Source organism: Paracoccus sp. J56, from assembly GCF_019633685.1.
Lineage (GTDB): Bacteria > Pseudomonadota > Alphaproteobacteria > Rhodobacterales > Rhodobacteraceae > Paracoccus > Paracoccus kondratievae.
This window is the reverse complement of the sequence record NZ_JAFL01000007.1, coordinates 1-18,873: the sequence shown is the minus strand read 5'-3', so window position 1 is coordinate 18,873 and position 18,873 is coordinate 1. Positions and strand designations below refer to the sequence as shown.

General features: G+C 63.6%; 18 protein-coding genes. 8 read left to right on the top strand and 10 right to left on the bottom strand.

The genetic code is table 11. The features are described 5' to 3' along the window. Nucleotides 1–3: 3 nt before the first annotated feature. Nucleotides 4–774 carry an amino acid ABC transporter ATP-binding protein gene (locus M511_RS06620; protein ID WP_085501745.1) on the top strand — a complete coding sequence of 257 codons (771 nt, stop codon included), beginning with the start codon at nt 4–6 and terminating at the stop codon, nt 772–774. 117 nt (nt 775–891) lie between these two features. Further along, nucleotides 892–1,998: an NADH:flavin oxidoreductase/NADH oxidase gene (locus M511_RS06615; RefSeq protein ID WP_085501744.1), complete on the top strand. Its 1,107-nt coding sequence runs from the start codon at nt 892–894 to the stop codon at nt 1,996–1,998. Between the two features lie 76 nt (nt 1,999–2,074). Here M511_RS06615 and M511_RS06610 read toward each other — a convergent pair whose 3' ends face one another. Then, nucleotides 2,075–3,229, bottom strand: a complete 1,155-nt coding sequence (locus tag M511_RS06610) for a patatin-like phospholipase family protein (protein ID WP_085501743.1) — start codon at nt 3,227–3,229, stop codon at nt 2,075–2,077. Between the two features lie 303 nt (nt 3,230–3,532). Between M511_RS06610 and M511_RS06605 the strand changes: the two genes are divergently transcribed. Together M511_RS06605 and M511_RS06600 are read left to right on the top strand one after the other, a co-directional pair. Continuing rightward, entirely contained in the window at nt 3,533–4,810 is a 1,278-nt protein-coding gene (locus M511_RS06605) for a hemolysin family protein (RefSeq protein WP_010393787.1), read from the top strand. A 55-nt stretch (nt 4,811–4,865) separates the two neighbouring features. Then, entirely contained in the window at nt 4,866–5,837 is a 972-nt protein-coding gene (locus M511_RS06600; RefSeq protein WP_010393789.1) for a hydrogen peroxide-inducible genes activator, read from the top strand. On the opposite strand, the gene M511_RS06595 is transcribed toward M511_RS06600, so the two are convergent. The 8 genes from M511_RS06595 to M511_RS06560 form a co-directional block, all read right to left on the bottom strand. Further along, complete coding sequence (locus M511_RS06595) at nt 5,818–6,681, bottom strand: energy transducer TonB family protein (protein ID WP_085501742.1); 864 nt, start codon at nt 6,679–6,681, stop codon at nt 5,818–5,820. The two genes, M511_RS06600 and M511_RS06595, sit on opposite strands and share 20 nt — an antisense overlap. Continuing rightward, nucleotides 6,678–7,190: a TonB system transport protein ExbD gene (gene exbD / locus M511_RS06590; protein ID WP_010393793.1), complete on the bottom strand. Its 513-nt coding sequence runs from the start codon at nt 7,188–7,190 to the stop codon at nt 6,678–6,680. Before exbD ends, M511_RS06595 begins: the two co-directional genes overlap by 4 nt. A gap of 3 nt (nt 7,191–7,193) precedes the next feature. Beyond that, the gene (gene exbB / locus M511_RS06585) at nt 7,194–8,381 is read right to left on the bottom strand and encodes a tonB-system energizer ExbB (RefSeq protein WP_085501741.1); all 1,188 of its coding nucleotides are present in this window, start codon (nt 8,379–8,381) and stop codon (nt 7,194–7,196) included. A 156-nt stretch (nt 8,382–8,537) separates the two neighbouring features. Further along, nucleotides 8,538–9,569, bottom strand: a complete 1,032-nt coding sequence (locus M511_RS06580) for a siderophore-interacting protein (protein WP_085501740.1) — start codon at nt 9,567–9,569, stop codon at nt 8,538–8,540. Nucleotides 9,570–9,659: 90 nt separating this feature from the next. Next, entirely contained in the window at nt 9,660–10,472 is an 813-nt protein-coding gene (locus M511_RS06575; protein WP_010393801.1) for an aminoglycoside phosphotransferase family protein, read from the bottom strand. Between the two features lie 88 nt (nt 10,473–10,560). Further along, nucleotides 10,561–10,929 (bottom strand): NIPSNAP family protein, encoded by a 369-nt coding sequence (locus tag M511_RS06570; protein ID WP_085501739.1) that lies wholly within the window; start codon nt 10,927–10,929, stop codon nt 10,561–10,563. Nucleotides 10,930–11,049: 120 nt separating this feature from the next. After that, the gene (locus M511_RS06565) at nt 11,050–11,562 is read right to left on the bottom strand and encodes a GNAT family N-acetyltransferase (protein WP_010393806.1); all 513 of its coding nucleotides are present in this window, start codon (nt 11,560–11,562) and stop codon (nt 11,050–11,052) included. A 141-nt stretch (nt 11,563–11,703) separates the two neighbouring features. Further along, complete coding sequence (locus M511_RS06560) at nt 11,704–12,876, bottom strand: pyridoxal-phosphate-dependent aminotransferase family protein (RefSeq protein WP_085501738.1); 1,173 nt, start codon at nt 12,874–12,876, stop codon at nt 11,704–11,706. A 137-nt stretch (nt 12,877–13,013) separates the two neighbouring features. On the opposite strand from M511_RS06560, the gene M511_RS06555 reads away from it, so the two are divergent. The 3 genes from M511_RS06555 to dinB are packed head-to-tail and all read left to right on the top strand — an operon-like array spanning nt 13,014 to nt 16,572. Beyond that, nucleotides 13,014–14,753, top strand: coding sequence for an ABC transporter ATP-binding protein (locus M511_RS06555; protein ID WP_085501737.1), 1,740 nt, complete (start codon nt 13,014–13,016; stop codon nt 14,751–14,753). Beyond that, nucleotides 14,753–15,484: a CAF17-like 4Fe-4S cluster assembly/insertion protein YgfZ gene (gene ygfZ / locus M511_RS06550; protein ID WP_085501806.1), complete on the top strand. Its 732-nt coding sequence runs from the start codon at nt 14,753–14,755 to the stop codon at nt 15,482–15,484. The genes M511_RS06555 and ygfZ overlap by 1 nt, the downstream gene beginning before the upstream one ends. Then, nucleotides 15,481–16,572 carry a DNA polymerase IV gene (gene dinB, locus M511_RS06545; RefSeq protein ID WP_085501736.1) on the top strand — a complete coding sequence of 364 codons (1,092 nt, stop codon included), beginning with the start codon at nt 15,481–15,483 and terminating at the stop codon, nt 16,570–16,572. The genes ygfZ and dinB overlap by 4 nt, the downstream gene beginning before the upstream one ends. Here dinB and M511_RS06540 read toward each other — a convergent pair. Then, nucleotides 16,563–17,486 (bottom strand): DUF533 domain-containing protein, encoded by a 924-nt coding sequence (locus M511_RS06540; RefSeq protein WP_085501735.1) that lies wholly within the window; start codon nt 17,484–17,486, stop codon nt 16,563–16,565. The genes dinB and M511_RS06540 overlap by 10 nt on opposite strands. 209 nt (nt 17,487–17,695) lie before the next feature. Between M511_RS06540 and tuf the strand changes: the two genes are divergently transcribed. Next, nucleotides 17,696–18,871, top strand: a complete 1,176-nt coding sequence (gene tuf / locus M511_RS06535; RefSeq protein WP_010401000.1) for an elongation factor Tu — start codon at nt 17,696–17,698, stop codon at nt 18,869–18,871. Nucleotides 18,872–18,873 lie beyond the last annotated feature (2 nt).

Sequence of the window (18,873 nt, the reverse complement as noted above, 5' to 3'; positions counted from 1 at the left end):
CCGATGCAGGCATCCGCCGTCGAGATCCGCAAGGTCAACAAATATTACGGGCCGTTCCACGCGCTGAAGGACGTTGATCTGTCCATCCCGCCGGGCAAAGTGACTTGCCTGATCGGGCCCTCGGGTTCGGGCAAGTCCACGCTTTTGCGCTGCATCAACTTTCTCGAGGAATACGACTCGGGCGAGATCCGCATAGACGGCCAGCTGATCGGCTATGAAACCCCGGGCCGCAAGATGTCGGGACGCAAGCTGCGCGAGATGCGCCGTTCGATCGGTATGGTGTTCCAGCAGTTCAACCTTTGGCCACATATGACCGCGAAAGAGAATGTGGCCGAGGGGCTGATCCGCGTGCGCGGCCTTTCAAAGGCCGAGGCCGAGACCCGCGCGGCCGAGGCGCTGACCAAGGTGGGTCTTGCCGACAAGATGGAAAACCACCCCTCGCGCATGTCCGGCGGTCAGCAGCAACGCGTCGCCATCGCCCGCGCTATCGCTATGGAGCCGCGGCTGATGCTTTTTGACGAGCCGACTTCGGCGCTGGACCCCGAACTGGTGGGCGAGGTGCTGAACGTCATGAAGACGCTGGCGTCCGAGGGCATGACCATGGTGGTCGTCACCCATGAGATGGGTTTTGCCGCCCATGTCGCCGATCAGGTCGCGTTCATGGAAAAAGGCGAGCTGGTCGCCGTGGACAGCCCTCAGGGCATCTTCCACGCGCCGAAGGACCAGCGCATATGGAACTTCCTGCGCACCTACCACGAGCGCAACAGCTTCTGAACAAACAAGGGGGCGTTTTGCCCCCCGAAACGCCCTTGCCGGCAGGAACCGCGCGGGCAGGGCTTGTGGCAAGGGATCGGCGGCCTATGTGAAAGGGACAACCGCAAGGACCTTTTCATGCCCAGATCCCAGCTATTTCAGCCGATTGCCATTGGCGGCAAGACCCTTTCCAACAGGATCGTCATTGCTCCGATGTGCACCTATTCCGCCGAGAATGGGCGGATGACCGACTGGCACCTGATCCATCTTGGCGCCCTGTCGCATTCCGGCGCTGCCATTCTGACCATCGAAGCCACCGCCGTCCTGCCCGAGGGCCGCATCTCTTATGGTGATGTCGGGCTGTGGGATGACGAAACCGAAGCGGCGATGGACCGTGTTCTGAAAGGTGTCCGGGCCTGGTCCGACATGCCCATCGCGATCCAGCTTGCCCATGCCGGGCGTAAGGCCTCGACCGCGAAGCCATGGGAAGGCGGGGCCCAGATCGCGCCTGATGCCGCGAATGGCTGGCAGACGGTCTCGGCCTCGGATCTGCCCTTTGCGGAAAGTGACCATCCTCCGGTGACGCTGGACCGGGCAGGGCTTACACGTGTACGTGACGCCTTTGCCGCAGCGGCGCGTCGGGCGGTGCGGCTGGGGATCGACGCGATCCAGATCCACGCCGCGCATGGTTATCTGTTGCATCAGTTCCTGTCGCCACTGTCGAACCGGCGCGAAGATGAATATGGTGGCAGCCTTGAAAACCGCATGCGTTTCCCGCTGGAGGTTTTTGAGGCGGTGCGAGACGCCGTGCCAGAGGGCTATCCGGTGACGGCCCGCATTTCGGGCACTGATTGGGTCGAAAACGGTTGGGACATCGAAGGCAGCATCGCCCTTTCGCAGGCGCTGGAGGCGCGGGGATGTGCCGCCATTCATATCAGCAGCGCCGGGCTGGACCCGCGTCAAAAGATCCCGGTCGGGCCGAATTATCAGGTGCCGCTGGCGCGCGCCGTCAGGCAGGCGGCAGGTATCCCGGTCATTGCCGTTGGTCTGATTACCGAGCCTGAGCAGGCCGAGGCTATCGTCGCCACGGGTGACGCAGACATGATCGCACTGGCTAGAACCGTGCTTTACGATCCCCGCTGGCCCTGGCACGCGGCGGCCAAACTTGGTGCCAGCGTCAAAGCCCCACCGCAATTCTGGCGCAGTCAGCCTTCGACACTAAAGAGCCTGTTCCAGACTGACTGATCCCCCAACGCTGATATTGCCCTGCTGTCATGTCACACCGCCCGCAACCAGCCGGGCGGTGTGTCCATGTGATGGTTCAGCTGGCGGCCGCTTCTTGGTGATGCGGGTCGCTGATGTCAAAAATCATCAGCCCATCCTGCGGTACCTGCCGGTTGATCCAGCGCGGATCGCGCAACGAGCGTTCTGCATCCCGCCGCCCGTCGTGCCAGTGATCCAGCATCGAAAGGCGCGAGAATTCGTAATCCTTGGATGCGCCTTCATAGCTTGCATGGCGATAGATCAAATGCATCAGGCTGACCGGATGGGCAGGGCCTGCCTCGATCAGCCGGGTCAGATCCGGGTCGTCACGGAATTCGCGGGGCAGGCGGGCGCGCAATCGGCGCGCTGCGCTGGCCAGCGCATGACGGTTGCGGAATTCATCGGTGTTCAGCCGTGTACGGCTGGAAAAGCGGATCTCGCGTTCGCGTTGTTCAACCTCGGCCATGGAGCGGGGCAGGCTGTCCCGCGACGGGTAAAGGTCCACCTGATAGATGGACAGTGGCCGGGTGCTGGGTGTTTCCAAGACGAATTGCAGTGGTGAGTTCGACACCAGCCCGCCGTCCCAATAGTGTCGCCCCTCGATCTCGACCGCAGGAAAACCCGGCGGCAGCGCACCCGAGGCCATGATATGATCAACGGTGATCGTGGTCTCGCGGCTGTCGAAACAGGTGAAATTGCCCGTCTCGACATCCACGGCGCCGATAGACAGCCGGGGTCCATAGCGGTTCAGGTGGTCAAAGTCGATCAGCTCTAGCAGCGTATCGCGCAGGGGCCCGGTGTCATACCAGCTGGTCTGGCGCATCAGGCCGGGCAGAAACGAAAAGAGGTCCGGCAGACGCGGGCGGAAAAAGCCTGGCGCACCCAGCAGCGCAGTCATGGCGGCGCTGCCTTCGTTGCAGGCCGCACGCATCTGTTCATGCAGCGGCCCCTTGCCAAGGCAGGGGGCCATGAGCCAGGGCGCCCTCGTCACCCGATCCCAGAACTGACGCAGCGCTGGCAAGCGTTCACCCGGAGGGTTTCCCGCAATAAGCGCCGCATTGATCGAGCCGATCGAGATTCCGGCCAGCCATTCTGGTTCCTGCCCTGCGTCGCATAGTGCCTCGTAAGCGCCGGCCTGAAACGCCCCCAGCGCGCCGCCCCCTTGCAGAACCAGCACAATTTTTTCGGGGGTTTCCCGATTTTTGTCCCTCATTCCGGCTCCAGATCTTCTGGTATGATTCCCTGCACGCTATGTCTCAGGAATGAAGAATTCCATAACGCGGAAAACCGCGGATGAAAAATTGTTAAAAATCAAATTTATAACTGACATATGTCACAGTGACGGCAAGGAAATCGGTCGGAACGATTGCCACGGCGCTGTCAACGGATATATTGAAGGGCGACACAGCCGGAGCCAACCGCCGACAAGCGCATGATCGACGACCCTTCCGACAGGTGCAGCATGCTGCATCCGACCAGCCTTCCGGCTTTGCCCCTCCCCCAGCGAGCTCCCTAGATGTGGATCGAAATCCTAGTCGTTCTTGTCCTGACCCTGCTTAACGGGTTGCTGGCCATGTCCGAGCTGGCGATTGTCTCTGCCCGCCCTGCGCGGCTGAAGGTCTTGGCCGAGCGTGGCGACCGGGGGGCGGGCACCGCGCTTGCATTGGCCGAGGAACCGGGTCGTTTTCTGTCCTCGGTCCAGATCGGCATCACGCTGGTTGGTGTGTTGTCGGGGGCCTTTTCCGGCGCGACCCTGGGTGCGCGGCTTGCCGCGGCGCTGCCGGGTCTGGGGGTGCCTCCTTCGCTGGCACAGCCTTTGGGCATGGGCGGTGTGGTCGTGGCGATCACCTATCTGTCGCTGATTGTCGGCGAGCTGGTGCCAAAACAATTGGCGCTGAAATCGCCCGAACGGGTCGCGGCGCGGGTGGCTCCGTTGATGCAGGCGATCTCACGCGGGGCGGCGCCGCTTGTCTGGCTGCTTGATCGTTCGGGCAAGCTGCTGCTTGCGGCACTGGGGCAGTCGAGTGAGGACCGCCAGACCATCAGCGACGAAGAGATCAAGCTGGTCATCTCGGAGGCCGAGACGGCGGGCGTCATCCACCGGGCCGAAACCGAGATGATTGCGGGCGTCATGCGTATTGCCGACCGCAGCGCGCGCGGGCTGATGACCCCCCGGCGCGAGATCGAGGCGATCGACCTTTCAGACAGCTGGGAAGAAATGGCGCGCAAGTTCCGCGACAGCCGCCGTACCCGTCTGCCGGTCAGCGACGGCGACCCGAACAACCTGATCGGTGTCATCGCCAGCGTCGACCTGATGTCGCAGAGCCGGGCCGAGGCGGTTGATCTGCGCGAGGTGATGCAGCCTGCTCCGATTATCCCGGAAACGATGGATGCCCCCGAGGTTATCGCCCGGCTGCGCGCCGCACCGGGTCAGATGCTGCTGGTCTATGATGAATACGGCCATTTCGAAGGCGTCGTCGCGCCGATGGACGTGCTTGAGGCGATTACCGGTGAGTTCGCGGGCTTTTCGGATGATGAGCCAAAACTGGTCGAGCGGGATGACGGTAGTTTGCTGGTCGCGGGCTGGATGCCGGTCGATGAATTCGCGGATCGTCTGTCGGTGCCTCTGGATGAGGATCACGATTATTCGACCGTGGCTGGTCTGGTTCTGGATCTGGCGGGCCGCCTGCCGCAAGCCGGGGACCGCGTGATCTGGCAGGGTTGGCAGATCGAGGTCGTCGATATGGACGGCCGGCGCATCGACAAGCTGCTGGTTCACCGGCTGCCTGCCTGAGCGGACCAGCTGCACGGCGCCTTGTGACTTTCGCTGGGGCGGGTAACCTTGGGCCATGAATTTTACCCTGCGCCAGATCACCTATTTCCTCGCGGTTGCCCGGCTGGGCAATTTCGGTCGCGCCGCCGAAACCGTCCATGTTTCGCAGCCGGGCCTGTCAAGCCAGATCGCCCAGCTTGAATCGCGTCTGGGCGGTACGCTGTTTGAGCGTGGGGCAGGGGCGGGGCCCGTTCGGCTGACGGCCTTGGGTGAGCGGCTTTTGCCCGTGGCCGAAGAGTTGATCGACACTGCCAGACGGCTGGATGCGCTGGCGCGAACCGGGCCTTCGCCCCTGTCTGGCCGGCTGCGGCTCGCGATCATTCCGACGGTTGCGCCCTATCTGATCCCGCATCTGATTCCGGCCTTGCGGATCAGTCACCCCGGTCTGGATCTGGAGCTGCATGAGGTTGTGACCGACGATCTGATCTCGGGCGTGCAGAGGCGGCGCTTTGATGCGGGGATCATGGCCCTGCCGGTCAGTGAGGCGGGGATCGAGGCCGAGGCGGTCTTGCGCGACGCCTTTCTGATTGCGCTGTCGGGCAATGATACCACCATCCTGTCGGGTCCGGCCCGTCCTGACAATATCGAAGCCGAGCGGCTGCTATTGCTGGCCGATGGCCATTGCCTGCGCGATCAGGCGCTGGAGGTTTGCGGGTTGCGCAGTCCGCGCCGCAAGCTGAATCTTGAGGCGGCCTCGATGGCGACGCTGATGCGGATGGTGGCAAGCGGCATGGGTATGACGCTGATCCCGCGTCTGGCGCTAAAGGATGAGAACCGCGATGGCGGGCTGCGCATCGTGCCTTTTGCCGAGCCTGCCCCCTCACGTGATCTGGCTGTGGTCTGGCGGCATAACGCCGAGACAGAAACCGATGCCCGCGCCCTTGCCGCAGCAGTGCGCGGCATTGCGCCGGTGCTGGGGGTCGAGCCCATCGGGCCGCCCGGAGCGGCTGCCGGTGATCAGATCAGGATCAGCGCAGAACGATCTTGACCGGCAGCACCAGCGAGGTGGTCTTGCCCGAAGGCGGCGCGGGCAGGCGCGGCATACGTGAAGCCTGACGGTTCAGCGCCGAATCGATTCCCGCATCTCCGGTCGAGCTTGCCAGTGCCGCCCCGGCCACCCGACCGCTGGGGTCGACGGTAAAGCGAACGGTGATGGTGATGCTGCCCCGGCCGCGGCTGGAAAAGTCGGTACGCTGCATGTGACGGGCGACGGCGGTCTGAACCTTGGACTGCCAGCTTGCGACCTGCTTTGCGCTGGGGGCGCTTGCCCCGGCTTGCGGGGCGGCGGTGCGCTGGCCCTGCGGTGCCCGCACCTGTGTCGCAGCCGTGCGGGCCTGTTGCGGCTCGGGGGCTTTTTCCTTGGGGTCGCGCTTTCTTTGCTCGGGTTCGCGCTTGACGACCTTGGGCTCGGGTTCGGGCTCCGGCTTTTCACGCTCGGGCCGTTCGGGCGGACGGGGGGATTTCTGCAGCACGACCGCATCCGGCGGCGGCGGAAACAGCGAGTTCATGTCTGCCATCGGCTCAAGCTGCTGCATGGGCAGCATGGGCATTTCCGGTTCCGGTTCCGGTTCCGGTTCTGGCTCGGGTTCCGGCTCGGGTTCCGGTTCTGCTTCGGCGGTTTCGGTTATCTCGGCTTCGTCCGGGGGGGCGGCCGCTTCGGGCATCGGGGCCAGGTCGACAAACACCGGTTCGGGCAGGCCGGGTGGGGTGGCCGCCTCGGCGCGGTGCAGGATCCATAGCGCGCCGCCCAGATGGGCAGCCAGCACCATCACCGCGGCGCTGCCCCAAAGCACGCCTTCGCGCATCATCAGGGATGAGGGTTTCAGGCTCATGGCTGGCTCGTTCCACTGGCCGCGGTTGCTGGGGCAGGGGCAGCCGCTGGCGCGCCCGCTGGGGCATCGGCAGCGGCCTCAACGGCAACTGGTGCCGCCTCAAGCCCGACCAATGCGATTTTCAGATAGCCCGTCTCGCGCAGGGTATTCATCACCCCCATCAGGTCCCCGTAAGAGACGTCCCTGTCCGCGCGCAGAAAGATGCGTTCTTCCCGGTTGTTCTTGGTCGCCTCGGCCAGCGCGGCGGCCAGTCCTCCGGCCGGGACATCATCGTTGCCGATCGACAGCGTCAGGTCGGGTTTGACGGTGACATAGACCGGCAGGTCCGGGCGCTGCGCCGGGGTCGCGTTCGAAACCGGCAGATCCACGTTCACATCAACCGTGGCCAAGGGGGCTGCCACCATGAAGATGATCAGCAGCACCAGCATCACGTCGATGAAGGGCGTAACGTTGATCTCGTGATTTTCGACCAGGTCGTCGCCTTGAGATTCGCGGATGCCGCCGGCCATGGCTCAGACCTCCGTGCGTGAGGTGGTGCCGCGAAAATCAAGATCGCGGCTGAGAAGGCGCCGGACACCAGCGCCGGCATTGCCAAGCCGCAGGCGATAACCGGTGATGGCGCGGGCAAAGACGTTATAGATCACCACTGCTGGAATTGCCGCGACAAGGCCGATGGCTGTTGCCAGCAGCGCCTCGGCGATACCGGGGGCGACGACGGCAAGGTTGGTGGTCTGTGCCCTCGAAATGCCGATAAAGCTGTTCATGATGCCCCAGACGGTCCCGAACAGCCCGACGAAGGGCGCAGTCGAGCCAATGGTCGCCAAAACACCAGTGCCCCGGCTCATGCGACGGCTGGCGATGGCCTCGATCCGTTCAAGGTAGGAATCGACGCGTTCTTTCAGGCCGGTGTCGCCCGCCTGATCCAGTGCAGCGGCAGAGCGGTCGTATTCCACCGCAGCCGCGCGGATCATCTGCGACACCGGATCGCGGCGGTTACCAACGGCGGATTGTGCCGCCGTAAGGCTGGCCGCACCCTCGATGCGGCGGATGCCGGATTGGGCCCGGCGCATTGCGCCCAAAAGCTCCAGCATCTTGGCGACCAGCACGGTCCAGGTCACGACCGAGGCGAAAGCCAGACCAATCATCACGCCCTTCACCACCCAATCGGCGGCAAGGAACATGCCCATGGGCGAAAGGTCGTGGGGCAGGTTCGGGTCGCGGGCGGGCGGGTTCAGGACCGGAGCCAGCGCGTCCTGAACCGATTGCGGCAGGATGCCGGAACCTGCGGGCGCAGCCGTTTCGGGTGCGGTGGCGGATTCGGCCACCGGAGTCACCGCAGTTGCGGCTGGTTCGGTGGGCTGTGTTTCAGCCGGGACAGTGGCCGCCGGCGCGTTTTCGGCCGGGGCCGGGGCAATGGCTGCCGGTGCGGTCTGTTGTGGCGCAGCGGCGGGTGCCTCGGTGGTTGTCGCAGCGGTGGCGGGCTGTGACGCGCTGTCCTGTTGCGCGGCTGTCTGCGCCGGAGCGGTTTCCGATGCGGCATTCTGCGGCGCAGGTGCTGCCGTTTCCGGCTGGGCGGCGGGTTCAGGTGCAGGTTGGGCGCCGGAGGGGCTTTCCTGTGCCGAAAGGGGGGCAGCCATCAACAGGCAGGTCAGCGCGAGGGCGGTCCCCGCTCGGAGGCGCGGCAGCGGAAGATGAGTCATGGCGATCCTTAGTCGTTCCGGCATTTGATCCGTCCGCATCTGGCTGGGGCGAGGCAGGCACCAAGAGCTGTGCCATCAGGCCCATTGGCCGCGGTCCGGGGACCGTATCAATCACCAAGGTAAAATTGTCAACTATTCCGGGCGACCTGTCACCGGTCAGGCGGACCAATAGGCGGCAAGGCGGGTAAGGCCCTTGTCATGGCCCAATTCTTCATGCAGCAGGGTGCGGATGGCGGTGACGCCCGATTTCTCGGCGGCCATCCACGCATAGCTGTCAGGCGCGGGCGGGCTCTTTCTTAGCTGTGCGCAAAGCCCCGCAGCACCTTCCGGCAGATGGATGAGGTCAAAGCCCCGGGGTCTGGGCAGGGGATAATCGGCGCATTTCCCAAGCAGCCAGACCTGCCCCTTTGCATGGTTCGCCTGCGATTCAAGGATGCGGGCAAGGGCGGGATAGGCGGTTTCATCCCCGGCAAGAAGCAGGTGCCGCTGCTTGGGGATACCACCGCCGCTTGGGCCAAGCAGGCCGATGTGCTGACCGGGCAGGGCGTGGCGCGCCCATTCGGCCGTGCGTCCGCCAGTGTGGTCAAAGATATCGAGGTCGAGCCAGCCAGCATCGGGGTCGATATGGCGCACTGTATAAACCGGACGGTGAAGCGCCTTGCTGCCCTTGGGCCAGATAATCTGACCGTTCGCGCCGATTCGGGGCCATTCCGGGGACAGGTCCCCGGCCGGGGGCAGTACCAGCCGGAAATGGATCGAATCGGTTCCGGCGAGGCGATGCAGATCCGGGGCCGTCAGCCGCACACGCAGGAAATCGGGGCATAAAGGCGTAATTGCGCTGACCTCGGTAAGGCTGAAGTTGCCCGGAAATGTGCCAATATCCTTGTCCGAGGGCCAGCGCAGGGCCGCCCTGGGCAGGTGACTGGCAAGATACTCTGAGATTTCTCGCTGCATCGCGCCCAGCCACTCGGCCCGATGGGCGCGGGCAAAGACCAGAACGCCGTCGCCGCGCTTTTTTGCGCCGAACTCTCCCTCATCGACCTGGCACCAGATCGAGCGGCCATGCCCGATGTGCAGATCCAGCCCCTGCGCCCGCGCCTTGTCGCGGATCAGTTGCTCAACCGGCGCGAAGTCCTGACCGGGCAGCAGCGCTTCGGACTGGAATTCGGGCAGAGGAGTAATGCGCATGTCTCGTCGTCGCCTGTCACGGATTTCCGACCCAAACGGCCTTTAGATTATCGGCGCTGCGGGTTCACAACAGCCATTCCTCGTCCAAACTTACCGGGCAAGTTCGGATGCTGCCATCGCCGCAATCGTCAGATCCACCTTTGCCAGCGGATCTTTATCTTGCAGGAACCAGGCCGCCGACAGCCCCGTCCATGCGAGAATCCATTGCAACAAGCGGCGGCGTTCCAGGCCCGATGCCTCGACCACCACGCTAAGCCTTTGCTGAAAGCGCCCCGGCTGGGTCGCAACCGGGTGCGTTGGGTCGCTTAGATCGGGATTGGTGAAAATATTGGCATAGTCAAAGCCACGCTCACCGATAAGCCCATGCGGATCTGTCGCGCGCCAGCCGCGTTCACCGAAGTCTAGGACGTTATCGTGGTGAAGATCACCGTGCAGGACGGTCTGCTCTCTTTGGTCGGCAAGCAGGTCCCGCGCTGTCTGCAGGCTTTGGACCAGAATGCCCCCATGGTTTACAGCACCTGCTTCAAGGTCATGGAACCAGCGGTCCAGAGGGACCAGATCGGGTAACTTGCCGGAACGCTGACGATGCAGCCGCTTAGCCGTCGCACAAAGAATGCGGCAGGCGCTATCGTCCCCGCCCGTGCGCGCCATATCGGCCAATGACCGTGTGCCGGTCGCCCGCTCCATCAGTATGGCGTGATCATCCCGGGCCAGGACCTTGGCCGCGCCGTCGCCTGCCCACCAATCCATCAGGGCCGCTCCGCGCTGCTGATCCGGCTGCGAAGAGAGTTTCAGCATCGCAGGCATTTCCTGCCGCAAAACCGGAAGCAGACGGGCGGTCGCCGTGATGACCGGCTCACCATCGGCTAGCAGACCCCAGCGATGTAAGTAAGGCCTGAACATGGCGTTCTTTATAAGCCGATGTGGGGGCGGAGGCTATGTGAACAACGGCAGAGGGGTGAGCTGTAACGCAATAATTCTTTCCTGACGTTCAGAACCCATGGCGGGCGGCTGTGACGGCGTGGTATCCTTGTTCACGCAGTCCCCTCACAGCATCGGCATTCATCGGAATAATGATCTTTGTCGCTGTTTCGATGCGAGAGATGATCGCCTCGCGCGGACCTGTTTTCCACGCGTCACCGGCATAAAATGCCGACTGCGCCTCATCCAGTTCCGCCATATCTGCAAAGCCCCGGATCAATCCATATCCGTCGGGATCATGCATGGATTGCCCGTGCCAGATCACATCAATCCCATTCTGCCGGTGAAGCGGGACACTGATGTTATGCATGATATCAAAGAATTCACCCCCTGTGCCGGGCTTAAGCTTGTAAAGCAATATTTCGATAAGGCGGGGCATGGCGTTCTCCTTTTGTCCCGGCAGTTATCCGAAAACGCACCATCTGCGCAATGACTGCCTTCTTTCACCCAGAGACCTGCCATCGCTGATGCAAGGCGCTCATTGCGGGTGGTCGTGCATCTATGCAGAGACCATGCGTGTGAATACATCGTTCAGATATGCTTGCTCTCGGATGCGGAAATGCGTGGTGCCGATTTTTTCAAAGCCGTGCTTCAAATAAAAAGCTATCGCCGGGGCGTTTTCGGAATTAGCGGTCAGCCACACTGACGGGCTGCCTAGACTGCCCGCGCAGATCAGCCCTTGTTCAAGCAGAGCGTTCCCGATGCCTCTGCCATGGTGGCGCGGCTGCACGTAGAGGGTCGATATCTCTGTGTTTGAACAGGCTGAAAAAGGCACGTTCTCACGTTGAGTGAGGCGGATGAAGCCATCAATGCCGTCTTCATTTTCCGAAACGATCACATGCTCGCCGGAGTTGCCGAGCAAGGCTGCAAACTTGGCTGTTGTGAACTCGTTCAGCGCATATTCAGCAAAGAATGCGCTTACACCTTTCCGGAGATAGGTCCCCACCCAAACCTCGATAGAAATGGCGGCAAGGGCCGGCGCGTCAGTTGGTTGCGCTGTGCGGAGCTTCATTTGTCAATTTCCAACGTTGTGTGACGCGGGGCGTGATTGCGAACAAACGGTAACTGGGGCTACGCCCCTTACCAGATGTCCGCCGTCAGCCATGCGCCACTGAGGCGATAAGGTGTCGGCCGCCGTCCGGCCCCCAAACATTCATGCGAGGCGGGCGACCTCGGCTGTGGCGGCGTCAAGCGCGCCAGACCCATGAGGGATGTTCAGCGCGGTCATTCCGGCCTCGATTACTGCCAGAACGCCCAGAAGCTGATGGGCATTGGCGTGACCCATATGGGCGATGCGCAGCGCGTGACCGGGGTCGGGCGCACCAAGGCCGACACCCAGCGTCACCCCTGCCTTGCCAGCCGTCCAGTCGCGCAGGGCGCTGGCCTGTGTCACCCGCGCGGCAGTGACCGAGCGGGCGCGGCCGGCTGGATCAGAGATCATTGCCCCGATCCCCGGATTGTCCGCGCCCCAGCGGTCCAGTGCCGCCCAGCAGGCCCGGGCCAACCCTTCATGCCGGGCCCATGCGGCGGGCAGGGTTTCTTCGTCAAGCAGGATGCGCAGCGCCTCGTTCAGACCAAAGACCAGCTGTACGGGCGGGGTGCCACCCCAGAATTGCCACAGTTCTTCTGCCTCGGCGCGGGGGGTCCAGTTCCAATAGGGGGTGGCAAGGCTGCTGGGTTTGCGCGCCCTGAGCCGTTCCGAGAACCAAACGAAGGTCAGGCCCGGCGGCACCATCAGCCCTTTTTGGCTGGCCGATACCAGCAAATCCACGCCCCATTCGTCCATCAGCATCGGCTCGCAGCCGAGTGAGGCGATGGCGTCGACAGCCAGAAAGGCAGGGTGGTCGCCCATTGCGGCGCGCAGGGCAGGGATATCGGCGCGGGCCGAACTGGCGGTATCGACCTGACAGACCAGAACCGCACGGATCTGCCCCTCACGGTCCTGCGCCAGCCGCTCGGCCAGCCGCTGGGGATCGGGGGGCGCAAGGCCGAAATCAAGCTCTTCGACCTCGATCCCCATTGCGCGGGCCGAGGCTGCCCAGCTGCGTCCGAAATGGCCCGAGATCAGTGCCAGCGCCCGCTCGCCCCTGTCGAGCATGTTGACATTCGCGGCCTCCCACCCGGCATGGCCGTTGCCGATATAGGGCGCGACATGGGCCGAGGTCCCGGCCAGCCGTTTCAGCCCCGCGATCAGGGTGCGGTTCTCGGCCGCGAGGTCCGGGCCATAGATATCGGGCGAGGGGCGGTGCATGGCCCGCAGCACGCGATCCGGGACAGGAGAGGGGCCGGGAATAGCAAGGACGGCGCGGCCCTGGGCAAAGCTCATGGGAATGCCTTTCGTATGACATGCAATCGGTAGGCCGGCCCCTGCGCAAGGTCAACGGGGCGCGTCTGACCCGAGCGCCTTGCCCCCGGACGTCTTGCGGCTTATCCCTTGGGGTCGAACCGAATTCCGGGGATGCGATGGCGGACAGACTTAACAGAACGGCCAATCTGTTCGCCCGTATGTGGCGCGACTATCTGCACCCCTATTGGGCGCGCATCCTGCTGGCGCTGGTTTTTCTGATTGTCGAGGGCTCGACGCTGGGCCTGCTTAGCTGGATGCTGAAGCCGCTGTTCGACCGGGTTTTTGTCGGTGGCGACACCGATGCGATCTGGTGGGTCGGGGGCGTGATCTTTTCGCTGTTCCTGATCCGCGCCTCGACCTTTGTCATCAACCGTAGCCTGATGACGTCGGTCTCGCTGGCGGTTTCGACCAGTATGCAGACGGATTTGCTGCGCCATATCATGACGTTGGACAGCAGCTTTTTCCAGGAGAACCCGCCCGGCGCGCTGATCGAGCGGGTGCAGGGCGATTCCATCGCCGTGCAGGGTGTGTGGTCCACATTCATCTCGGGCGCGGGGAGGGACATGGTCTCGCTGTTGTCGCTGTTCGGGGTTGCGGTGGCGGTCGATCCCTGGTGGACCATGGCGGCGCTGGTCGGTGCGCCGCTGCTGATCCTGCCCACCGTGCTGGTCCAGCGATATATCCGCCGCAAGATGCGGCAAAACCGCGTTAATGCCAGCCAGCGCGCCACCCGGCTTGATGAGGTCTTGCACGGTATCAACGCCGTCAAACTGAACCGGATGGAGGATTATCAGGCCGACCGATTCAGCCAGATCGTCAGCCGCATCCGCAAGGCCGAGATCAAGATGTCAGGTATCGGCGCCACTGTGCCGGCGCTGGTCGATGTCGTCACCGGGCTGGGCTTTATCGGCGTCCTTGCCCTGGGCGGGGCCGAGGTGACGCGGGGCGAACGCACGGTCGGGGACTTCATGTCCTTTTTCACCGCCATGGCGCTGGCCTTTCAGCCTCTGCGGCGTCTGGGCAACCTGACCGGCACATGGCAGATCGCAGCCGCAAGTCTTGAGCGCATCTATTCCGTGCTTGATATGCAGCCCGGGATTGCTTGCGGACCGCGCTGCGAGCCGCCACCCGACACCACCATCCGCTTTCATGATGTGCGGCTGGCTTACTCCGGCCATCCGGTCCTGAACGGGCTGAGTTTTACCGCCGAGGCTGGTCAGACGACGGCGCTGGTGGGGCCTTCGGGCGCTGGAAAATCCACGGTCTTCAACCTGCTGACCCGGTTGATTGATCCCGAAGCGGGCGAGATCACCCTGGGTGGGGTGCCTTTGCGCGAATTCGATCTGGGCGTGCTGCGCGATCAGTTCTCGACCGTCAGCCAAGAGGCCGCGCTGTTTGACGAGACGCTGCGCGAAAACATCCTGCTTGGCCATCCGCAGGATGACAAGGCGCTGCGCCGGGCGACTGTCGCTGCCCATGTTGCGGATTTCACCGATAACCTGCCCCTTGGGCTCGACACGCCGGCGGGGCCGCGTGGCTCGGCCCTGTCGGGGGGGCAGCGCCAGCGCGTGGCGATTGCGCGTGCCGTTCTGCGCGATGCGCCGATCCTGCTGCTTGACGAGGCGACCTCGGCGCTTGATGCGCAAAGCGAGCGGCTGGTCCAGCAGGCGCTGGACGAGCTTTCGGCCGGGCGCACCACCTTGGTCATCGCGCACAGGCTTTCGACCGTGCGCCAGGCCGACAAGATCGTGGTGATCGAGGCAGGCCGGGTTGTCGAAGAGGGCAACCATGACCAGCTAATGGCAAAGGGCGGTGCCTATGCTGCCCTGGTCAGGTTGCAATTCGGAGATCAATGATGCGGCGCATTCTGGCGGTTTCGGGCGAGGATCGGGTCGAGTTCCTGCAAGGCCTTGTGACCAACAAGGTCGGGGACGTGCCTTGCTGGGCGGCGCTGCTGACGCCGCAGGGCAAGTATCTGGCCGATTTTCTGATCGTCCCGGATGGCGCGCAGCTGCTGATTGATGTCGACGCGCGGCTGGCTGATGATCTGATCCGGCGGCTGTCGCTGTACAAGCTGCGTTCACGTGTCACGGTTGAGCCGACCGAACTGACCGTCACGCGCGGTATCGGCGATATGCCTGACGCTGCCATAGCCGATCCGCGGCATGAGGCGCTGGGCTGGCGTCTTTACGGCGGCTCGGGCGGTGAGCGGGCGGCTGACGACGGGTTTGATTGGGATGCGATCCGGGTCGGACATTGCATCCCCGAAAGCCTGATCGAGCTGATCCCGAACGAGACCTTTATCCTTGAAGCCGGGTTCGAGCGCCTGCATGGCGTCGATTTCCGCAAAGGCTGCTATGTCGGGCAAGAGGTCACGGCGCGGATGAAGCACAAGACCGAGCTGCGCAAGGGGCTTGTCACCGTCGGCATCGAGGGCGCGGCCCCTGTCGGGACGCCCATCCTGATGGCGGACGGGCGCGAGGCGGGCACGCTTTACACCCAATCCGGCAACCGGGCTATCGCCTATATGCGCTTTGACCGCATGGGCGAGGGGTTGACGGCGGGGGCCGCCCGCATACTGCCATGACCGCCCCGACCGAGGAGCGTGTGCGCCGCATCGTCCATGTGGATATGGATGCGTTTTACGCCTCGGTCGAACAGCGCGACAATTCCGAGCTGCGCGGGCGCCCGGTCGCCGTTGGCGGCATCCGCCGTGGCGTGGTGGCGGCGGCGAGCTATGAGGCGCGCCGCTTTGGCGTGCGCTCGGCCATGCCCTCGATGCGGGCGATGCGGCTGTGTCCCGACCTGGTCTTTGTAAAGCCGCGCTTTGACGTCTATCGCGCGGTCAGCCAGCAGGTGCGCGACATCTTTTTCGAATACACGCCGCTCGTCGAGCCCTTGTCGCTGGATGAGGCTTATCTGGATCTCACCGATTATCTGCACGGCCGCACCGCGACGCGCATCGCGCAAGAGATCCGCGCACGTATCCGCGAGGCGACAGGGCTGACCGCCTCGGCCGGGGTCAGCTATAACAAGTTTCTCGCCAAGCTGGCCTCGGACCAGCGCAAACCGGACGGGCTGTTCGTAATCCCGCCTGAGGCTGGACCCGAGTTTGTCCATGGCCTGCCCATCGGTCGCTTTCACGGCATCGGTCCGGCGACAGCGGCGCGGATGGAGTCGCATGGTATTCTGACCGGCGCCGATCTGGCACGGCAGACCCTTGAGTTCCTGACGGCGCGTTTTGGCAAATCGGGCACCTATTACTGGAATATTGCCCGTGGCATAGACACGCGCGAGGTCAAGCCGAACCGTATCCGCAAAAGCATCGGGGCCGAGAACACCTATTTCGAAGATCTGCGCGACCTTCCGGCAGCCCATGAGGCGCTGGAGGTGCTGGCCGACAAGGTCTGGAGGCATGCCACGAATGCCGGGCGCGTGGGGCGGACGGTGACGCTGAAGGTGAAATACGGCGATTTCCGCCAGATCACCCGTGCGCGTTCGCTGCCGCGTCCGGTAGAAAGCCGGGATGAGATGCTGGGCATGGCCCGCGACCTGCTGGGGCCGGTTTTTGCCGACCCGCACGGGGTCAGGCTGTTGGGGATCACCCTGTCCGGACTCGATGAGGCGCGGCAGGATGAGCCGCCGCGCCAGCTTGGTCTTTTTGATCAGGCGTAAAGACTGGTCACGCCGACCTTTTGATGGATGCCGTTCACCGTTTCCTTGTCTAGCCCAAGGTTCTGGGCAAGCTCGTGCAGGTATTCGGCCTCTTTCCGATTGTCGAATTCGATCGCCATCAGTGACATCAGATAGATTTGGGGGCCAAAGCCCTCGGGCACTTCGCGGGCCAGCGCCGCCGCATTGACGGGGGCTGCCATCTGTTCGCGGATAAAGGCGCGTTCTTCGTCGTCCAGCTCGCCGAATTCCGACATCAGCTTGGCTTTTTCCTGCTCGTCGATCTCTCCGTCCGATTTCGCCGCCTGGATCATCGCCCTGAGCATCAGGCCGGCCAAAGCGTTCTGTTCGGGCGTGGGCGCGGTCGAGGGCTCATCACCGGTCGCAAGCGCCTCGTTGAAGAGCTCGCCAAAGCTGGCATCGTTCTGGGGTTGTGCACCCTTTTGCGCCAGCCCGCCGGTGCTGCCCTCCGGGGCCTGAGCCTGCGCGCCACCGCGACCGCCCAGAAGATCACCCAGAATACCGCCAAGGCCGCCAGCAGCCGCGCCGCCAAGGACGCCGCCCAGGCCGCCAGAGCCGCCCGAACGGCCACGCGGCCCGGCCAGCTGGTCAAGCAGGCCACCCAGCCCGCCCTGTGCCGTCCCGGCCGAGCGGGGGGAATTTGGGCCACCATAGGCCGAGCCGCTGCCTGTACGACCGCCCAGCACCTGACCCAGCATATCGCCAAGCCCGCCCGAGCCGGTGCTGCGGCTGCCCGCCCCACCGGTGTTGTTGCCAAAAAGCTCGTCCAGCAGGCCGCCCGAGCTACGCCCGCCGCCGCTTTGAGGCCGGTTCTGGGCGTTCTTCATCATGGTTCCGATCCCTTTGGCCAGCATGACGCCAGCCGCGACGCGGGCGAGGGATTTCATCAGGCTCATAGCATTCCTCCGAAAGCGTTGCGCGGCCGCCGGGCCGGGCAGCCTTGTCTGCCGGATTCCAACGTCTTTGCCGGGCAGAGGTTCCCGCGTTTCATGCTTATGTCGCCGGGTCGGGCGCCCTTGATTTTTCCCCGGCCGGATTATAAGTCGCGGCGGATGTTTCACGACGGGGGCTGTCGCGCGGGTGGCCCCCCCGATAGGAGGCCAGGATGGCAAAGGCAAAGTTTGAACGTACGAAACCGCACGTCAACATTGGTACGATTGGTCACGTTGACCACGGCAAGACGACTCTGACGGCAGCGATCACCAAGTACTACGGTGAATTCAAGGCCTACGATCAGATTGACGGGGCCCCTGAAGAGCGTGCTCGGGGTATCACGATCTCGACGGCGCACGTTGAGTACGAGTCCGATACGCGCCACTATGCGCACGTCGACTGCCCCGGCCACGCTGACTATGTCAAGAACATGATCACGGGCGCTGCGCAGATGGACGGCGCGATCCTGGTTGTGAACGCTGCTGACGGCCCGATGCCTCAGACACGTGAACACATCCTGCTGGGCCGTCAGGTTGGCATCCCCTACATGGTCGTTTACCTGAACAAGGTTGATCAGGTTGACGATCCCGAGCTGCTGGAACTGGTCGAGATGGAGGTTCGTGAGCTTCTGTCGTCCTACGACTACCCCGGCGACGACATTCCGATCATCAAGGGCTCGGCCCTGGCTGCTCTGGAAGGCCGCGACGCCGAGATCGGCGAGAACTCGATCCGGGAACTGATCAAGGCCGTTGACGAGTACATCCCGACGCCCGAGCGTGCGGTTGACCTGCCGTTCCTGATGCCGATCGAAGACGTGTTCTCGATCTCGGGCCGTGGTACGGTTGTGACCGGCCGTGTTGAGCGTGGCGCGGTGAACGTCGGCGACGAGCTTGAGATCATCGGGATCCGTCCGACCAAGAAGACGACCTGCACCGGCGTCGAGATGTTCCGCAAGCTTCTGGATCGCGGTGAGGCTGGCGACAACATCGGCGCTCTGCTGCGCGGTGTTGAGCGTGACGGCGTTGAGCGTGGTCAGGTTCTGGCGAAACCGGGTTCGGTTACCCCGCACACCGAGTTTGAAGCCGAGGCCTACATCCTGACCAAGGAAGAGGGCGGTCGTCACACTCCGTTCTTTGCGAACTACCGTCCGCAGTTCTACTTCCGGACCACTGACGTGACCGGTACGGTGAAGCTGCCGGAAGGCACCGAGATGGTTATGCCTGGCGACAACCTGAAGTTCACGGTTGAACTGATCGCTCCGATCGCGATGGAAGAGAAGCTGCGCTTCGCCATCCGTGAAGGTGGCCGCACCGTCGGCGCAGGCGTCGTCTCCAAAATCATTAAATAAGC

Coding starts and splice junctions, on each gene's coding strand:
- M511_RS06620 (WP_085501745.1), top strand. CDS start 4: ATGCAGGCATCCGCCGTCGAGATCCGCAAGGTCAACAAATATTACGGG.
- M511_RS06615 (WP_085501744.1), top strand. CDS start 892: ATGCCCAGATCCCAGCTATTTCAGCCGATTGCCATTGGCGGCAAGACC.
- M511_RS06610 (WP_085501743.1), bottom strand. CDS start 3,229: ATGAGGGACAAAAATCGGGAAACCCCCGAAAAAATTGTGCTGGTTCTG.
- M511_RS06605 (WP_010393787.1), top strand. CDS start 3,533: ATGTGGATCGAAATCCTAGTCGTTCTTGTCCTGACCCTGCTTAACGGG.
- M511_RS06600 (WP_010393789.1), top strand. CDS start 4,866: ATGAATTTTACCCTGCGCCAGATCACCTATTTCCTCGCGGTTGCCCGG.
- M511_RS06595 (WP_085501742.1), bottom strand. CDS start 6,681: ATGAGCCTGAAACCCTCATCCCTGATGATGCGCGAAGGCGTGCTTTGG.
- exbD (WP_010393793.1), bottom strand. CDS start 7,190: ATGGCCGGCGGCATCCGCGAATCTCAAGGCGACGACCTGGTCGAAAAT.
- exbB (WP_085501741.1), bottom strand. CDS start 8,381: ATGACTCATCTTCCGCTGCCGCGCCTCCGAGCGGGGACCGCCCTCGCG.
- M511_RS06580 (WP_085501740.1), bottom strand. CDS start 9,569: ATGCGCATTACTCCTCTGCCCGAATTCCAGTCCGAAGCGCTGCTGCCC.
- M511_RS06575 (WP_010393801.1), bottom strand. CDS start 10,472: ATGTTCAGGCCTTACTTACATCGCTGGGGTCTGCTAGCCGATGGTGAG.
- M511_RS06570 (WP_085501739.1), bottom strand. CDS start 10,929: ATGCCCCGCCTTATCGAAATATTGCTTTACAAGCTTAAGCCCGGCACA.
- M511_RS06565 (WP_010393806.1), bottom strand. CDS start 11,562: ATGAAGCTCCGCACAGCGCAACCAACTGACGCGCCGGCCCTTGCCGCC.
- M511_RS06560 (WP_085501738.1), bottom strand. CDS start 12,876: ATGAGCTTTGCCCAGGGCCGCGCCGTCCTTGCTATTCCCGGCCCCTCT.
- M511_RS06555 (WP_085501737.1), top strand. CDS start 13,014: ATGGCGGACAGACTTAACAGAACGGCCAATCTGTTCGCCCGTATGTGG.
- ygfZ (WP_085501806.1), top strand. CDS start 14,753: ATGCGGCGCATTCTGGCGGTTTCGGGCGAGGATCGGGTCGAGTTCCTG.
- dinB (WP_085501736.1), top strand. CDS start 15,481: ATGACCGCCCCGACCGAGGAGCGTGTGCGCCGCATCGTCCATGTGGAT.
- M511_RS06540 (WP_085501735.1), bottom strand. CDS start 17,486: ATGAGCCTGATGAAATCCCTCGCCCGCGTCGCGGCTGGCGTCATGCTG.
- tuf (WP_010401000.1), top strand. CDS start 17,696: ATGGCAAAGGCAAAGTTTGAACGTACGAAACCGCACGTCAACATTGGT.